The following is a 16188-nucleotide window of genomic DNA, read 5'->3' on the forward strand; positions in this document are numbered from 1 at the left end:
GCCGCACGGCACCGTGCGGCCCTGTCCGTACCGCCGGCACGGTGCGCGTGGACGACGGCGTCGGGTGACGCGGCCGGCGGGTCGGGTCACCCGACCCTCACGGAGAACTTCGTGACCGCCAGGCCCGCGCCGTTCTGCCAGGGCTCGAAGCCGGCCTGCACGCTCGTGAGGTACCAGTCCGGCGTCGCGAGGCCCTGGGCGACGGCGGCGTCGATGAACTCCTTGACGTCGAAGCTCAGGCCCGTCAGGGCCGAGGGCGCGACGTAGGAGATCACGTCGTTCTGGCCGTTGCCGCCCCGCCACACGTCCCAGCTGTGCCCGGCGAGGGAGACGGTTCCGGTCTTGGAGCCGATGAGCTGGATGGGGCCGTTCCGGTTCAGCCAGATCATGATCTCGGTCCTGTTGACGCCGTCCTTCCTGGGCGTCGGGTCCAGCCAGATGTCGTACGCGGCGTCGTAGACCGCCCCGCCGACGTACTGGTACGCGATCGTGCTGGGCACGCCGGCGATGGTCCTGATCTGCTTGGGGAGGTTCGTGCCCGGCGAGCAGTTCGTGTAGTGGCAGCCGGCGAAGATCGAGGGGTACGACTTCGGGGCGCCGTTCGTGGGTACGGAGCCGTCGGCACGGGTGAGCTGGAAGCCGTCGCCGGTCTGGTTCACGCACTGGGGGGAGCTGGTGCCCCAGGCGTTGTTCTGCACGACGTAGCCGCCGGGCGTGGTGGTGGAGCCGAACCGGTCGCACACCTGGGTGTCCGCCTGAGCGGGGACGCCGACGGCGGTGACCGCACCCGTGGCCAGGACGAGCGCGGCCGCGAGCCGGTGGACGGGGCGCGCTGTGCGGGAGTCGGTGTTCACGGGGGTTCCTTCCGTCCGGACGTGGGGGGAGGGAACCGGGCGCGCGAGGCCGCCCGGTTCCCCCTGCGCTCGTGGCCGACGGTCTACGGCTCGGTGCCCCAGACGAGCGTGCCGCCCACGTAGACGGTCACCTTGGGGGCGTCGGCGTACGAGGTGCCGGTGCCGCGGCTGTAGTCGTCGGTCTCGTCGAACGCGGACCAGTCCGCCTTGGCGAGACGCAGCTGGAGCTCACCGGTGTTGGCGCCGGCGGCCAGCGAGCCCGAGGTGAAGGTGACGTCGAGCGTGTGGTCCGCGCCGGCGCGGGCTGCCGGGAGTGCCGTGACGGCTGTCTTCACGGTCGAGCAGCCGACCTGGGCGTAGTCGCACCAGGTCTGATAACCGGCGTTGGCGGCGTCGCCGGTGAACCAGTAGCGGACCGTCACCTTGGACAGATCGACGGCGCTCGAACCGGAGTTGACGAGCTGGAGTCCGGGTCTGATCTGGTTGTCGGTGGCGGCGGAGTCGTTGTTCTTGTACTGCGCCTTGAGCCCGGTCGAGCCGCCTCCGCCGCCGGACGCCTTGGTGGTCGCGGAGACGGCCGTCGAGGCTGCCGAGAGGTTGCCCGCCGCGTCCTTGGCCTTGACGGTGTACGTGTAGGTGGTGCCGGCGGACAGTCCCGTGTCGGTGTACGAAGTCCCGGTGACGCTGCCGACCTTGGTGCCGCCGCGGTAGACGTCGTACCCGGTCACCGCGGTGTTGTCGGTCGCCGCGCGCCAGGTGAGGGAGACGCTGTCGGCCGTCGTCGCGGAGACGGCCACGCCGGTGGGAGCGGTCGGCGCCTGGGTGTCGCCGCCTCCACCGCCCGAACTACCCACCGGCGGATAGGCGTTGACGAGGAGCTGCCGGAACTGGGCCGGGAACCAGTGTCCGGCCAGCGGCGAGTCGGGCAGCGCTCCGGTGGGGTTGTTGCCGTTGCGCGCGTTGCCGGTGTACATGGGATCGCACATCCGGTCGAAGCTCTTGCCCTCGTCGTTGTCGACGGCCTTGCTGGCGCCGTCGGACTCGCCCGGCGGCTTGGCCCACACGTAGGCGTCGATGCCCGCCTCGGGTGCGGTCGCCGGGCGTTCGCCGAGGCCGGCGCCGTTCTGGTTGCACCAGTTGCCGGCGTGGACGCGCCGGTCGATCCGACCGCCGTCGACATAGGCGTCCACGCTGGTCGTGGGGCCGGGTCCGGCCGGCCGGGCGGAGCCGCCCCAGCCGTTGCGCGAGGTGTCGATCAGCATCCCGATCCCGCCGGCGAAGCCCTGGGCGACGAGGGCGGACCGCAGGCCCTGGGCGTACGTCGTCTCGTCGTCGTACTGGTTCCAGTCGATCCACTTCGACTGGCGCACGGTGGTGCCGTTCACCGTGTCGGTGATCTTGACGTACGGCTCTTTCGTGGGCGAGTAGTTCGCCGTGTTGACGATGAAGCCGGTCACGTCGTCCACCGTGGCGCCGCTGGTCGTGGCGGCCTTCTTGAACTCCTGCGCGGAGGGCACCAGGTTGGTGTCCCAGCCGAGCCAGCCGTGGTGTCCGGCGTCGATGTAGTTGTAGGTGTTGGGCAGCGCGCCGAGCTTGTGGAGGGCGTAGCCGACGCCCTTCTCGTAGTTGCCGTTGGCCTTCATCGTGGCGCACTCGGGCGTGGACCCCGCCGTACCGCCCGCGTTGGTGACGAGGTTGGGCAGCGAGTCGGGCTCGACGAGGTTGACGATGCGCAGGCTCGCGTAGGCCGGGTCGGCGAGGACGGCCGCGATCGGGTCGATGTAGTCGCTCTGGTAGCGGCCGAGTTCGTCGGCGCCGAGCTCGCCGTTGGAGGCGAGGGCGGCGCAGTCGCGGCCCGGGAGGTCGTAGATGACGAGCTGGACGAGGTTGGCGCCCTGCGCCTTCGCCGCGTCGAGGTGGGCCTTGAGGCCGCGCGCCTCCGACGTGCCGTTGATGGCGGCGATGCGGTCGAGCCACACGAAGGTCGGCTGGTCCGCCACCGCCGAACCGCCGGGCTCCGCCGCGGCGTTGGCCGACCAGTCGGGGTTCACGTAGGGCTTGGCGCCCACGTAGGGATTGTCCAGTTTGGCGGCGGCCGAGGCGGTCTGCGGTACGGCGGTCAGGGAGAGCACTCCGAGAAGGGCGCCGGCGGCCAGTACGGCGGTGCGTCTCGGCCGGCGACGGCGTGGGGCTGTGGATTCACGGGAGGACATGGGGGGTCTCCTGGATGAATGTCACGGTGTACGGGTGCGGGAGTGCGCGGTCGCGCAGGGCGGAGTGCGGGTGCGGGTGCCCTGCGGGCGCGGCGCCACGGACGGACCCGGAGTGCGCTTCCAGCGATCCTGGTCGCGTTCCGGGAGTCGTCGTCGCGTCGTACGGAGGTGCCCGGCAACGGGGGGGTGCTGCGGTGGGGGGTGCTGAGGACAGGGCACCTGTCTTGGGAGCGCTCCCACGGTGCGCCTCCGGGTCGGGGGTGTCAACACTTGCGTCAACGGGCGGAGGGTGGGGGCGAGTTGCTTACCGTCTTGTCGGGGCGGGAGGGCAGGCCGAGGTCGTTGGGGCGGGCGGGGTGGTCGGCGGTGCCCGGCCTTCGTCGCCACGGCGACGTTTCCGCCAACTTGCCCTTCGTGGGGCGCTGCCGGCGTCGGAGTATTGACGGCCGGGGCGGTTCGTGGCTTCCATGGGGCTCAGTCCGGCTCCGGCAGAGGACTCCCGGCATCTGCGCCCTGGTCATCCCGTCGCTTCCGCTGCCATGCCCGGTTGCGGCCGGGTCCGCATGCCCCACCGGGCAACGGACGGGCCGGTGGCACCCAGCGCCGCGAAGAACAACGCCAGCAGCAGCCAGCCCGCCGTGCCGAGGCCGAGCACCACCGTCGTGAGGATCGCGGGGGCGAGAGCCTGGCCTGTGCTGAAGCCGAGGCCGAGGACACCTTGGTACCGGCCCTGGGCATGGTCGGGGGCAAGACCGAAACCCAGGGCGAAGCCCGCCGAGGACTCCCAGACCTCTCCCAGGCTGTGGACGAAGACCGCTGCCAGGACCAGTCCCGCCGCCGCCCAGACAGGGGCGTACGCCGCCAGCGCCATCATCGGGCAGCTGACGAGGAAGAGCAGCCCTGCGGTGCGAAACGCCCTGCCGCCGTCGTACGGGGTCTCGACACGGGAGCCGATCCTGGTCTGCGTCAGCACGCAGAAGGCGGAATTCGCGGCGAACAGCGCGGCCACCGTCCAGCGCGGCGCCTCGGTGTGCTCGGAGATCCAGATCGGCAGGAGCAGGGAGACCACCGGGTACTGCAGTCCCATGGCCCCGTAGAGCGCGGTGAAGGTCAGGAACGGGCCGTCCGCGAGAGCGAACCGCCGATGCTGCCGCGGCGGCGCCGCCGGAACCGGGTAGCGGGGCAGCAGGAGCAGAAGCCCTGCGCACAGGGCGAAGCTCGCCGCGTTGCCGAGGATCAGCGTGATGTACGCGCCTCGGGTGCCCGCGGCCAGCGCCAGTCCGGCACCCACCGTTCCCAGGACGACACCCAGGTTGACGAAGGTGCGCAGCCTGGCCCGGAACAGGGCCGGGCGATCACCCCCGACCCGGACCACCAGAGCGCCCCAGGCCGCCCCGCCGGCAGCCGCGGCGATCTGGTCCACGGTCGCGACGACCGTGAGCGCGGCCCAGCTTTCGACGAGCACGAGGGCCGCCATCGACACCGCCTGGACCGCGAGGGCCGCCATCATGACGGTGCGCGCGCCGCGCCGGTCGGCGAGATGCCCTCCGGGTATCCCCGCGCACAGGCCGATCACTCCGGCGATGGTGAGCGCGGCACCGACCCGCACGGCGGGCAGGCCCACGACCAGGGTGAAATAGAGCGCCGACGCCGCGTTGAACAGACCGTTGCCGACCCGGTTGACGAAACTGGCGGCGACCATCACGCGCTCCGGTCGGCTGTCCCCCGCGATCCGGCCTAGTCGGCCCATTCGGCTTATTCGGTCTGCCAAGCCGCCCTTGATCATGGGCGGCAGGCTAACAACGCCGTAGAACTCGCCGCAGTCGTAAGAAGATCGCGCGCACCCTCACGGCGACGCAGGATCTAACGCGCTTTCGAGGCGCGGGACTTGAGGCTGTTGACGCCTGAGGTCTTCAGCTCGTCGCGGCGCGTGCCGGAAGAACGCGGTGCTCTTGGACGTTGGCCGCGTGTATGAAGATCGGCGAGGCTTCCAGGGTCAGCGGCGCGAGTGCGCGATCGTTACGGCACTACGAGGACGAGGGCTTGATCGTCCCTGGCCGTTTCAGCAACGGGTTCCGTGACTACTGTCAGTCCACCATCGACCGGGTGCTCGTCGTCCGCTCACTGCTGGAGTCCGGGCTGCCCGTGCGGCTGATCAGGGAAGTCCTGCCCGGCCTCACCGACGGAGCCGATGCCGGCACCGATGTGGTGTGCGCGGAGTTCCTCCACGAGGTGCGGAGCCATCGCGATCGGCTCGCGGCCCGCATCGCCGTACTCAGCGATCAGCAGGCGGCACTCGACGCCTACCTGCGAGAGGCCCGCCATACCGGTCTCTGACAGCCGCTTGACCTTGACGTAAGTGTCAGGTTCCTACGTTCAGCGCATGGAGATCGACAAGCAGCAGAACACCGTCGAGCGGACCGTACGCACACTGGTTCAGCACTCGTACCGGGGACCGAAGGATCTGACGCTCACGACCGATCACCGCCGCCCCTCCCCCGGGCCCGGCGAGTATCTGATCCGCGTGGGCGCCGCCGGGGTCAACTTCGCCGATGTCATGCAGGCCCACGGCACCTACGGAGGAGGCCCGCAGGCACCCTACGTGGCGGGTTTCGAGGCCGCCGGCGAGATCGTGGCAGTCGGCCCTGGCGTCGAGACTCCGCTGCAGCTCGGCACCCACGTCGTCGGAGCCGGACCGGGGGCCTTCGCGCAGTACATGACGATGCCGGCCGCGGGGGTGCTTCCCGTGCCGGCCGGCTGGAGCGATGCCGAAGCCCTTGGCCTGGTCCTGAACTGGGCCACCGCCTTGGCGGCACTGAAGCCGCTGGGCGAGATCAAGGCGGGTGAGGCCGTCCTCGTACATGCCGCGGCCGGAGGCGTCGGGCAGGCCGCCGTCCGCCTCGCCCGCCACTACGGCGCACGCGTGATCGCCACGGCCTCGCCGGAGAAGCATCACACCGTCAAGGCGCTCGGCGCCGACGAGGTCCTGGACAGCCGACGCCCCGGTCTGGCCGCGGAGATCACCCGCCTGACCGGCGGTGTCGATCTGGTCCTGGAATCCGTGGGGCAGGCCACGTTCAAGACCAGCCTCTCCGTCGCCAGGCCCTTCACCGGACGCGTCGTCGTGTTCGGCGCCGCCTCCGGCGATGCCACTCTCACCACCCACGACCTGGTGTTCACCCACCAGGTCCAGGTCAAGGGCCTGCACATCGGTGCGCTGGCGGTCGCGGCCCCGTCCCTCTACCAGTCGTTGCTCGTCGAGATCGGGGCTCTTATCGCCGACGGCGTGTACGCACCCGGTACTCCCCACGTGCATCCCCTGGCCGAGGGGCCGGCGGTGCTGCGGCGACTGGAAGCGGGGCAGACCCTGGGCAAGCTTGCCCTCGATCCCTGGCGCTAGGAGTGCCTGTCGTGATGTGAGGTGACCGGCGTCCCGGATCGCCTTTGAACTCCAGGCCGAGGGGATCTCACTCAGTCGTCGCACCCGCATCCCGTCGACTCGTTCGGTTTCCGCCGCCGGTCGCGTCCAACCGGACCTGTGGGTCGGGCGTGTCGGGCTGCGCATGGCTCGTACCACCGCGTGATGCGGCGCGAGCGGGCGGCCATGGCACCGAAGGCGCCCGAGGCGCCCAGCATGGTCCGGTCATGGCGAGATCGCCGCCCTGGGCCGAGGTGGCGGGGGCGTGTACGGGGCGTTGTCGTCCTGCGGCTCACGCGCACAGGCGCGGGGGGAAAGGGCAGTGGCCCCCGACCAGATGCGGTCGGGGGCCACTGTGGATTCGCGTGCGGACTGCGCCGGGTCAGTAGGCGGAGTTGACGTTGTCGATCGAGCCGTAGCGGTGGGCGGCGTAGTTGGCGGCCGCGGTGATGTTGGCGACCGGGTCGGTGACGCTGTGCGCCGTGCCGGCCACGTGGTAGGCGTTGAACGTCGGGTCGATCACCTGCAGCAGCCCCTTGGAGGGGATGCCGTTCCGGGCGTTGACGTCCCAGTTGTTCTGCGCGTTGGGGTTACCGCCGGACTCGCGCATGATGTTGCGCTTCAGACCGTCGTAGCTGCCGGGGATGCCCTTGGCCTTCATGATGGCCAGCGACTGACGGATCCAGCCGTCCAGGTTCCCCGAAGCGGCCTGGGGGGCGGTGTGAGCGCGGTGGGAAACGGCGTGAACGGTGTGGGCGCTCTGCGGCATCTCGGCGGCGGACGCGGAAGACGGCACCATCGCCACGGCACCGGCAGCGGCACCCGCGGTGGCGAGGCCGGTCAGGACGAGGTTACGCAGGCGGGTGGAACGGCGGGCAGCAGAAATCGCGGTCAAGGGGTCTCTCCAAAAGACGTCGTTGAGGCCGGCCGGAATCGGGTCGCGGCCTGTTGGGCGTCGGGGCGAGGCCCCGCGGCCACCGGACAGAAAAGAAGAGCCACACCAGGCGATCGACACCCGGTCCGGCCCACTGCTCCGGCAACGACAAACATGATTAAAGCCGGACAAAGCCCAGCGCAAGCATGTGACCTACTACCCCAAGACGGAGAAATGTCCTGAATGCCCGAATTTGACGGCTGCGGTGCAGCTCGGGACGGGACCCCTTCTACGATCCACGGTAGGACGTGATCCACCCCCTATGACCACCCCCACACCAACACCCCCGTAAGCGGTCAATTCCAGCTGTAACGGGCCACCTGCCACCCCACGCCACAGCCCGCTACCAACCGCAGCCTCCCGCCTCAGACACCCCGGATCGACAGAAGCCTCCCCCGCTCGCGGGTAGGCCGGATGGGCCGCCTGATCCGCAGGTGAACGCGTTCTTGGCGTCACCGACGATGCGGAACCCGTCGGAGCCGCCCATGCACAGGGCGACGGACACGGAGCAGGAGGGCGTGAGCGAGCAGGGCCGGCCGGGACCGGCGGGTGCCGATCATGTGGATGCATCTCTGCCGTTGTTGCAAATCATTCGCAATAGAGGCATAGGCTGTCCCCCTGACGATCACTCACCCGGAAGGGGGCGTGCCTGATGGGCACCTATGCGCTTCCCGGCCCGTTCCGCTCCGTTGATCACCAGGCGACACAACCGATTACCTGCGCCGGGGGCGTCTTGTCTTTCACGAACACGGCCGAGGCCATACACGCGTGGATCCACGGCTGGACCGTTTCACGCGGCGCAGCCGACCCCACCCCGACTCCCTGGGGCTTCAGCGTTGACGTCGGCCTCCCCGGGCATGTCGTACGCCACGTCCTGTCAGCCGCGGACGAAACGACCGTCCGCAAGATCACCGAGAACCCGACCGCACCCGGCGTATGGCTGAAAACGCCCGCACCGCCGGACATGCTCGAACAGTGGCTCGGGCCCGGCTGGTCCCTCGCCGGCGGACCCGGCTTCCTGATGTCCGCCCCGCCGCACGCCGCCCCTGCCGCCCCTGCCGAGGCCGCACCGACAACCGCCGATGGCTACCGGCTGGACACCTGGACCCGGGCCGGCGTCGCCCGCACCCTGGTGCGCACCACCGACGGCGCGTTCGCCGCACGTGGCCAGGTTGCCATCATCGGCCGGGCCTTCGTCGTCGACCAGGTCGAGACCGATCCCGCCCACCAACGCCGCGGTCTGGGGCGTCTGGTGATGCACACGCTCGCCGACATCGCAGCCGGGCAAGGGGCCACGGCAGGTGTTCTGGTCGCGACACCGGAAGGCCGAGCCCTGTACGAGACGGTGGGCTGGCACGTGCTGGCTCCATTGACCAGCGCCATGCGGAGCTGAGACCCGCTCGACACCGACCGAGATCCGGAAGTCCTCAAAGCCATCATCTGCCCACCGGACACCGGCCCGCCCAGCCGTTTCCACGACCGCCCATCGACGCACCAAGGATGCGAACGTGCCTTCGGCGGCTCGGAAAAGCAGCGACAGGGAACCGTCATGATCGTCACACTGGCGGGATGAACCTGTTCGGCGCCGGCGCCTACGATCCCGACGACATGATGGTGCACCCGCGCCATCAGGCGATGCAGCCGGTCTTGGCGCAGCTCATTCAGCAGCTTCGCGCGTGCGAGACGGTGGAGGCCGGGTTCGAGTTCCAGCGGGACCTGCTCGACCGCCTGCTGGAGGTGGAGAAGGACCGCGCGGGGTTCAAGCGTGCCGCCAAGCGGATGCGCGGCGGCAAGGGGCCGCAGCCGGGGGCGCCGGAGCCCCGGTCCGGCCGTGACCTCGCCGAAGTGGCGACCTGGCGATTCGAGCAGGACGTGTGCGACCGGCTGGCCCGCCAGCTGCGCTCGGTGGGTGACGCGCTGGCCTGGCGTGCCTTCGGCTTCCACCGCCCGTTCATCCTCGCTCTGTGCCGCAACGACTCGCCCGGCCTGATGTACGGCAAGGCAGGACTGCGGGCGGAACGCGAACACGTCGAGAGAGCCTTCAAAGAGGACGGTGCCTTCGCGCTTCTGCACGACCTGACCAACTGCTTGCGTATAGGAGACATCACCGTCTGGGACGGTGTGCGCCCCCCGCGTACGGAAGAGATCAAGACCAACCCGAACAACACCAAGAGCGCTCAGCTACGGCGGATCAACCAGGCCCGCGCGGCGGTGCTCGACGGCGGCCCGCTGCCGGGAGACAACGCCTCAGAGCTCCTCTACGACCTGGACCTGCCGCTGCGTACGCATCTGGACGTGCTGCGCGAGGCCCTCGAACGGGCCGCGACCGAGGGCGTCTACGCCACCGAGGTGCCTGGCAGCCGGTCCCTGTTCGTCATCGACCAGTACGGATGCGCCCAGCAGGGGCTGTCGTCCAGGCAGTTCGACGAGCGCCTTCAGCAGACAGCCGACGCCAGCCTGCGACGGGCGGGCATCGCGGCCGGCCGCGAGGACCACAACGTCTACGCCACCACCCTCGACAGCACGGCCCGCGATCCGCTGCGGGTGCCCTGGGCGAACTACCCGCTGCATCCGATGGCCTGCGCCCGCCTGATCGGCGACTACGCCGTGGCGACCGTGGAGACCTCCGGTCCTCTCCTGGCACGCCTGCTGCAGGTGTCCGGCCTGGATGCCCGCTGGGTACGCCCGCCCGGGAAGGCGGACCTTCGGCCGGGCGAGGTCGTCATGGAGATCCACCAGCAGGAACGGCTGCGGGCCGTGGCACTGCCCGGAGGGCTGACGATGACGCCGGGCTGGACGCTGCAGATGGGCCGCTCCGAGCTGGACCGCTACCTGATCGAGCTGCTGCGGCCGGGGTCATGGGTTGCGGGCATCAAGCACGTCCTCGCCACACGGCAGGCCTGGCGGCCGTGGCCGCACTACCGCGACGAGCACGAGATCTGGGTCTAGCGTCTCGTGCACGACGCCGCTCCCCCGTACATGCCGGGCTGCTCGTGTTCCGGCAGGCCGTAGTGGGTGGTGCGGGGCGGCCAGAGCCTTGAGCAGGACTTCCGAGGGCACGAGCCGGGACGGGGCACAGCGGGGGCGGCGCGGGGCATCACCGCATCCAGTGGCCGCCCGTGCTCCACCCCAGGAAGCGCCGGGCGCGGCCGTCGTCCGCCGTGCCGTCGGTGCCGAAGGTGCCGCCCTCCGCGATCAGGGTCAGGCCTCTGAGGGCGGGGGCCAGGCGGGTGGTGACGTGGGTGGGGTGGCGGGTCGTCTCCTCGGACAGGTCCGCGATGAGGCGGCGCTGTTCGGCCGGGGGGCACAGGGACAGGTGGAACAGCAGCTGGCGCCATGCGTAGGCGGCGTCCTTGATGGTGCCCAGGGGGCGTGGGTTGTGGTGGGCACGGGCGGTCAGCCGGCATACGGTCGCGAAGCACCGGTGCGCGAGGTCGGCCCAGCCGGGCTGCGGGGCGATGCCCACCCGGTGGACCAGTGTCGCCAGGTTGTGGGTGGTCAGGATCTGGGCCTGCTCGATCACCGTGCCGTTCGCCGCGGCCGACCAGGACCGCTGCGCCGTCCCGGCCCGCTCGGCGCACATGCGGGCGAAGCCGGGAGAGGTGGGGGCGCCGTAGGAACGGGTCAGGGCCGTACCGCTCTCGATGACCGCCAGGTTGCGGATCGCCGCGTAGTCGATGCCGTAGTAGCGCTCGTACAGCGTGCCGCCGAGCAGTTCGCCCGCGATCCGCGCCGCCTTGAGGAATTTCGGGCTGAACGTTCCCATGAAGATGTCGGCGGCCAGCTCCTCCACGAACGGGGCGCCCAGATCACACTGGCGTGCGAGGACGCTGAACTCGCGGACCAGCGGGTTGGGCAGGATCGTGCCCGGGAATGCCTGCACGGCCAGTTCGCCCAGCTGCCGCAGCACGCCGAGCGCCCCCTCGTCGTCCGGGGTGCCCACCGCGGCGGACCGCTGTCCCGACACGGCCCGTACCCAGGGCAGTTCCTCGACGCGTACCTGGCGCTCCAGGTTGAGCAGGAGCAGCGAGCGGCGGCTCCGGAACGCGCGGTAGTTCGCGGTCATCAGCGCCCGTAGCGTCTCCTCGCCGTACGCCTGGGCGGTGGTGGCGGCGACCAGCTGCGGCACCAGCTCGGCCAGGACCTCGGCGGAGGGCACGATGCCCCGCTCCACGAGCGTGCCGAGCGGTGCGCTCAGCGCGGACTCGACCACCTGCCGGATCGCGGCCGGTACGTCCGCTCCGGCGGGCAGCCCGGACGCACGGCCCTCCTCCTCGGTCACGGCGGCCAGAAGCGGGGCGGCATCGCCGACGCCCGTCTCCTGCGGCAGCACGGCGAGCCGGCGCAGCACCAGTTGGGCCAGGGCGTGGTGCGAGGGAAGCGCCGCCTGATCGCTCTGGCGCCGGCGCAGGGCCGTGTGCGCGGCGGAGCCCGGCAGACCGCGCCGCCGCACCATGGAGGTCACCGCATGCCGCAGCAGCCCGAGCCGGCGTGCGTCCAACGGCCGTCCGGCGACGGCCTCTTCGAGCGCGCCGCGCAGAACACCCAGGTTCTCCTTGGGGTTTCGGTGCTTGGTGCAGCGGGTGTGCTCCGCGGTGAGCAGCCGGTACCGGGCGAGCAGGGTCTCGCCCCGCGCCAACCAGTCGTCGTCCGGGGCGAGTTCGAGGACCCGGCCGTCCCGCGCCGTCCGCAGCCAGTGGACAAGCAGCTCGTCGGCGAACGGCTGCCACACCGCGAGCGCCTCGCGCTGGGCCTCGACGGCGTCGTTGGGGCGCCGCCGCTTCAGGGTGCCGACGGCGTCGGAGACGGTGCGCCGGTGGACGGCCACGGTGGCGTCCGGCGCGGGGCCGGACGCCGGGCGGGGCAGGAACCTCAACCGGTCGGCGAACGGCTCCAGTTCCGCCACCAGATCGAGCGCCGCGTCCGTCTCCCCGTGCCGCACCAGCCAGGCCATGGTGAGCAGCGCGGCCTCCTCGGGTACGACGGTCTCGTAGTCGCCGCTGTCCAGCCGGGCCCACAGCCAGGCGAGTCCGGGCTCGGTGAGGCAGTGCGCGAAGAGCGCGCGCCGTTCGGGGGTCACCTTGAAACTCCGCGCCGCCTCGGCCTCGTAGGCCTGGAGCGGTCCGCCCGCGCTCGCGGTCCCGGTGGCGAAGCCGCCCCGCACCACTTCCGGCGTCACCCAGGCCGGAAGGCCGTCCACGGGTGTGCGCGTACCGATGGACAGCCGGCCCGCGGCCATTCCCGCGAGAACCTGCCGCCAGCGTTCCCCGCGCGCGTCGGCGCGACGCCGTGTGCCGGCGTCCTCGTGGGTCAACGCGGTCGTGAAAGCCTTGGCCAGCTGGGCCTGCGCAGAGGACGGGGCCACGGCGAGGGGCTGCTGCTCAGCGTTGTCGTTCATAAGCCGGCGTGGCAGGTTCTGCCCCTGCGCCCTCCGGGTGAAGAGCCCGGTGCTCTTCTGCTGAGCTACACGCCGATGACGACTGACGATACGCGTTGGGATGATCACCGTACAAACGGGTTTTCCGGCGTGCTTGAGCTGGAGCTCGTACTACGTCACGACCGGGGGCAGCGGTTCGCGGGCCGCGTGCCACGCGGGAGGGAGGGCGGCGACGCCGGTGCGGGCGGCGATGACCCCGCCCGCGATGGCGCAGGTGGTGTCGATGTCGCCGCGCCCGGCGACCGTGACCCACAGGCCCTCGTGCAGGTCGTCGAGGTGTCCCGCCGCGCACCACAGGGCGTACGGGACGGTGTCGGGCCCCGACATCCGGTAGCCGGAGCCCAGGACCTCCGCGGCGTGCCGGGCCGAGGTGCGCTCCGGCATCCGGGCCGCGATCCGCACCCCCGACCGGACGTCGCTGTCGGGGAGCCGGTCGGCGACCGCCCGGAGAAAGTCCGCTCTGGCCGGGGCCGGCCCGCCCCGGCTGCGGGTCGCCAGCGCCGCGGCCACGGCGACCGCCACCGCTCCGGTGACCGCCTCCGGATGGTGGTGCGAGACCGCGCCTTGGCGCGCGGCCTGCGCCACGACCGCATCGAGGTCGGCGCCGTGCCAGGCACCGAGCGGGGCGGCGCGCATGGCCGCGCCGTTGCCCCAGGAGCCCTGGCCGCCGAACTGCCCGCCGACCACCTCCTGCCAGGGCTCGCCCGCGCCGATGCGGCGCAGCACGTCATGCATCGAGGCTCCATAGCCCCGGTGCGTGTCCTCGGCGTAGGCGGCCGCGAGGCGCAGGGCCAGGCGGTCCTGGTCGACGGTGCCCCCGCCCTCGACGAGCTCCCGGACGACCACCAGCGCCTGAGCGGTGTCGTCGCTCCACCGCCACAGCGGCTCCGGGGGCAGCGTCCGCGCCTCCAGGGCGGCCGGACCGTGCCTGCGCAGGATGCCGAACCAGCGGTCGCCGAAGGCGTCGCCGAACGCGAGGCCGTGCAGCGAGGCCAGCGCGGCGGGGGGCACGTTGATCATCGGTGCAGTATCGCGGCGTGATGCGATGTCGTACCGCGATTTTCGCGCCGCCAGGCTTCTGACCTGGGGATGATGCCGGGCGGCCCGGTCCGTGCCCTCGCAGCCGCTGATCGCCCTGGGGCGCCCTGGGCCGTTCGGCGGGTGTGCGGCGCGCCTCGGTTGTGGGGGTGGGTGCCGGTGGAGGATCGGGGAGGTGTGGTGCGGTGCCGTGCGCCGTCTTGGACTGCCGTGGTGTGTGGAAGAGGTCCGGTCATGGAAGCGCTCGGCGTGATGGTGTTCGTCGTCGGTCGCCTCGGTGTCCCCCGGGGAGCGGCGGCGTGATCGCCGGGCCGGGTGGGGAAGGGGGCTTCGGGCGCTACGGCGAGGCGGTCTTCCGGCCCGAGGCGGCGGGCGAGGGAGAGCGTATCGACTACGGCGCCCTGGCGTACGACGCGTTCACCGTGGCCCGGCTGCGGACGCTGGGCGTGGGGCCCGGGTGGCGTTGTCTGGACGTGGGGGCGGGTACGGGGACCGTTTCCCGCCGGCTGCTGGAGGAGCTCGGGGTGACGAGCGTGCTCGCCGTCGACCGGGATGTGCGTTTCCTCGGTGAGCGGGGTGTGCCGGGGCTTGAGGTGCTGGAAGCCGACATCACCGATCCGGATTTCGGTCCGGGGCGCTTCCGGCTGGTGCATGCGCGCTTCGTGCTGATGCATCTGCCCGAGCACGAGCGCTTGATCGCTCGACTGGCCGAACTCGTCGAACCCGGTGGGGTGTTGGTCCTGGGTGACGCGGTGGACCTGACGAGCGACCGGGCGCCGGTGACGCCGTACACCGTGGCGATGCGGGCGATGTGGCAGGGGCTGGGGGACGCCATCGGTACCGATGTGTCCTGGGTGCCGTCCTACCCGGGGTTGCTGCGCGAGGCGGGTCTGGCGTCCGTCGCCGCCGAGATCCATGTCCCGCCGCTGCTGCCCGGCAGCCCCATCAGCCGCTTCTGGGCGGATACATGGCAACGCGGCCGACAGCTGATGCTCGCCACCGGACAGATCGACGACGCCGGACTGGACGCGGCGCTGCGGTACCTGGACCGCGACGACTGCGCCGCGCTGTCGGCCGGCCTGCTCATCGCCTGGGGGTGGAAGCCCGGGGGCGGCGCGTGCTGACTCGTGACACGGGGGGCGGCGGTTGACAACGCCGCGAGCTCTTTCCGGTGCCTGTGGAATGGGCATACTGCGGGGTGTGGCGACTTACAACAGCATCGGTGCGGCCTACGCCGACACCCGGCGACCGGATCCCCGAATCGCCGCCAGAATCCATCGAGCCCTCGGTGGTGCCGCCAGCGTGATCAATGTGGGGGCCGGCGCCGGCTCCTACGAACCGGCGGAGACGGTGCTGGCCGTCGAACCCAGCGCAGTGATGATCGCCCAGCGTCCGGCCGGAGCCGCGCGGGCTCTGGAGGCGTCGGCGGAGTCGATCCCCCTTGCCGACGACTCGGCCGATGCGGTGATGGCCGTCCTGACCGTGCACCACTGGAGTGACCTGGAAGCCGGCATCGGGGAACTCCGTCGTATCGCCCGGCAGCGGATCGTCGTCTTCACCTTCGACCACGACGTCAGCCGCGGGTTCTGGCTGCTGGACGAGTACCTGCCGGAAGCGGCCGCGTTCGACGACACACGAGCGGTCGCGGTCGACCGCCTGGTCACGCTGCTGGGCGGCGCCCGCGTCGAGCCGGTCCCCGTCCCGCACGACTGCACCGACGGATTCCTCGCCGCCTTCTGGCGCCGGCCCGAGGCATACCTCGATCCGCGGGTCCGGGCCGGCATCTCGATGTTCGCCCAGCTCAGCGACGACGTCATCCAGCCGGGCCTGGCCCGCCTGTCCGACGACCTGTCCTCCGGCCGGTGGCACCAACGCCATGCCGGCCTGCTCGACCGCGAAGCCCTCGATGTCGGCTACCGGCTTCTCGTCGCCGATCTGTAGAACCGGGCGAGCCGTCCCGATGCGCGCTCAAGCCTGCGAGAGGGGCCGGTCACGGTGGCGGCAGCAGGTCGGCGGTCCATGTGCTCGTCGGTGAGGATGTGCTCCTGTAACTCGATCCGGTCCGGGTCGTCCGGCGGGACGCACAGGGCGGCCAGTTGGGCGACGGTGAAGTACCGGAGGGTCTCGACCATGCGCCGGCGGCTCCGCGTAGAACTCGACGGTGTTCTACGGCCCGTACCGGCAGGCGGTCACGCGCAAGCGGCAACGCAGCGGCAGTGGCCCCCCGACCGTGTATGGGTCGGGGGGCCCCGCACGGCGGGGCGCCGCATCCTGTCGCGGCATCCGGGCTAAGC

At 71.3% G+C, this 16188-nt stretch carries 12 protein-coding genes, 1 tRNA gene and 1 pseudogene; 6 read left to right on the forward strand and 8 right to left on the reverse strand.

Features of this window, described 5'->3' with window-relative positions:
* Nucleotides 1-92: 92 nt before the first annotated feature.
* From AB0898_RS31175 to AB0898_RS31185, 3 genes and pseudogenes are all read right to left on the reverse strand, one after another.
* Nucleotides 93-854: pseudogene (locus AB0898_RS31175) on the reverse strand (GH12 family glycosyl hydrolase domain-containing protein); the annotation flags it as partial.
* An 83-nt stretch (nucleotides 855-937) separates the two neighbouring features.
* Nucleotides 938-3067 carry a glycoside hydrolase family 6 protein gene (locus AB0898_RS31180; protein WP_366806417.1) on the reverse strand — a complete coding sequence of 710 codons (2130 nt, stop codon included), beginning with the start codon at nucleotides 3065-3067 and terminating at the stop codon, nucleotides 938-940.
* A gap of 517 nt (nucleotides 3068-3584) precedes the next feature.
* The gene (locus AB0898_RS31185; protein ID WP_366806418.1) at nucleotides 3585-4853 is read right to left on the reverse strand and encodes an MFS transporter; all 1269 of its coding nucleotides are present in this window, start codon (nucleotides 4851-4853) and stop codon (nucleotides 3585-3587) included.
* Between the two features lie 185 nt (nucleotides 4854-5038).
* On the opposite strand from AB0898_RS31185, the gene AB0898_RS31190 reads away from it, so the two are divergent.
* Nucleotides 5039-5404, forward strand: coding sequence for a MerR family transcriptional regulator (locus AB0898_RS31190; RefSeq protein ID WP_366806419.1), 366 nt, complete (start codon nucleotides 5039-5041; stop codon nucleotides 5402-5404).
* Between the two features lie 46 nt (nucleotides 5405-5450).
* Nucleotides 5451-6467, forward strand: a complete 1017-nt coding sequence (locus AB0898_RS31195) for an NADPH:quinone oxidoreductase family protein (RefSeq protein WP_366806420.1) — start codon at nucleotides 5451-5453, stop codon at nucleotides 6465-6467.
* A gap of 400 nt (nucleotides 6468-6867) precedes the next feature.
* Here AB0898_RS31195 and AB0898_RS31200 read toward each other — a convergent pair whose 3' ends face one another.
* A complete protein-coding gene (locus AB0898_RS31200) occupies nucleotides 6868-7380 on the reverse strand; it encodes a transglycosylase SLT domain-containing protein (RefSeq protein ID WP_366806421.1) in 513 nt (170 codons plus the stop codon).
* A gap of 691 nt (nucleotides 7381-8071) precedes the next feature.
* Here AB0898_RS31200 and AB0898_RS31205 point away from each other — a divergent pair.
* Together AB0898_RS31205 and AB0898_RS31210 are read left to right on the forward strand one after the other, a co-directional pair.
* A complete protein-coding gene (locus AB0898_RS31205) occupies nucleotides 8072-8812 on the forward strand; it encodes a GNAT family N-acetyltransferase (protein WP_366806422.1) in 741 nt (246 codons plus the stop codon).
* A gap of 176 nt (nucleotides 8813-8988) precedes the next feature.
* Complete coding sequence (locus tag AB0898_RS31210) at nucleotides 8989-10368, forward strand: hypothetical protein (protein WP_366806423.1); 1380 nt, start codon at nucleotides 8989-8991, stop codon at nucleotides 10366-10368.
* Between the two features lie 148 nt (nucleotides 10369-10516).
* Here the strand turns inward: AB0898_RS31210 and AB0898_RS31215 are convergent, their stop codons facing one another.
* From AB0898_RS31215 to AB0898_RS31225, 3 genes are all read right to left on the reverse strand, one after another.
* Nucleotides 10517-12817: a hypothetical protein gene (locus tag AB0898_RS31215; RefSeq protein ID WP_366806424.1), complete on the reverse strand. Its 2301-nt coding sequence runs from the start codon at nucleotides 12815-12817 to the stop codon at nucleotides 10517-10519.
* A 3-nt stretch (nucleotides 12818-12820) separates the two neighbouring features.
* Nucleotides 12821-12892: transfer RNA gene (locus AB0898_RS31220), tRNA-Lys, on the reverse strand.
* Between the two features lie 75 nt (nucleotides 12893-12967).
* Nucleotides 12968-13876, reverse strand: a complete 909-nt coding sequence (locus AB0898_RS31225) for an ADP-ribosylglycohydrolase family protein (protein WP_366806425.1) — start codon at nucleotides 13874-13876, stop codon at nucleotides 12968-12970.
* 320 nt (nucleotides 13877-14196) lie between these two features.
* Between AB0898_RS31225 and AB0898_RS31230 the strand changes: the two genes are divergently transcribed.
* Together AB0898_RS31230 and AB0898_RS31235 are read left to right on the forward strand one after the other, a co-directional pair.
* The gene (locus AB0898_RS31230; protein ID WP_407078441.1) at nucleotides 14197-15018 is read left to right on the forward strand and encodes a class I SAM-dependent methyltransferase; all 822 of its coding nucleotides are present in this window, start codon (nucleotides 14197-14199) and stop codon (nucleotides 15016-15018) included.
* 58 nt (nucleotides 15019-15076) lie between these two features.
* Nucleotides 15077-15835 (forward strand): class I SAM-dependent methyltransferase, encoded by a 759-nt coding sequence (locus tag AB0898_RS31235; protein ID WP_407078440.1) that lies wholly within the window; start codon nucleotides 15077-15079, stop codon nucleotides 15833-15835.
* On the opposite strand, the gene AB0898_RS31240 is transcribed toward AB0898_RS31235, so the two are convergent.
* The gene (locus AB0898_RS31240) at nucleotides 15808-16026 is read right to left on the reverse strand and encodes a hypothetical protein (RefSeq protein WP_366806428.1); all 219 of its coding nucleotides are present in this window, start codon (nucleotides 16024-16026) and stop codon (nucleotides 15808-15810) included. The genes AB0898_RS31235 and AB0898_RS31240 overlap by 28 nt on opposite strands.
* Nucleotides 16027-16188: the final 162 nt, after the last annotated feature.

The organism is Streptomyces sp. NPDC005435, assembly GCF_040703155.1.
GTDB lineage: Bacteria > Actinomycetota > Actinomycetes > Streptomycetales > Streptomycetaceae > Streptomyces.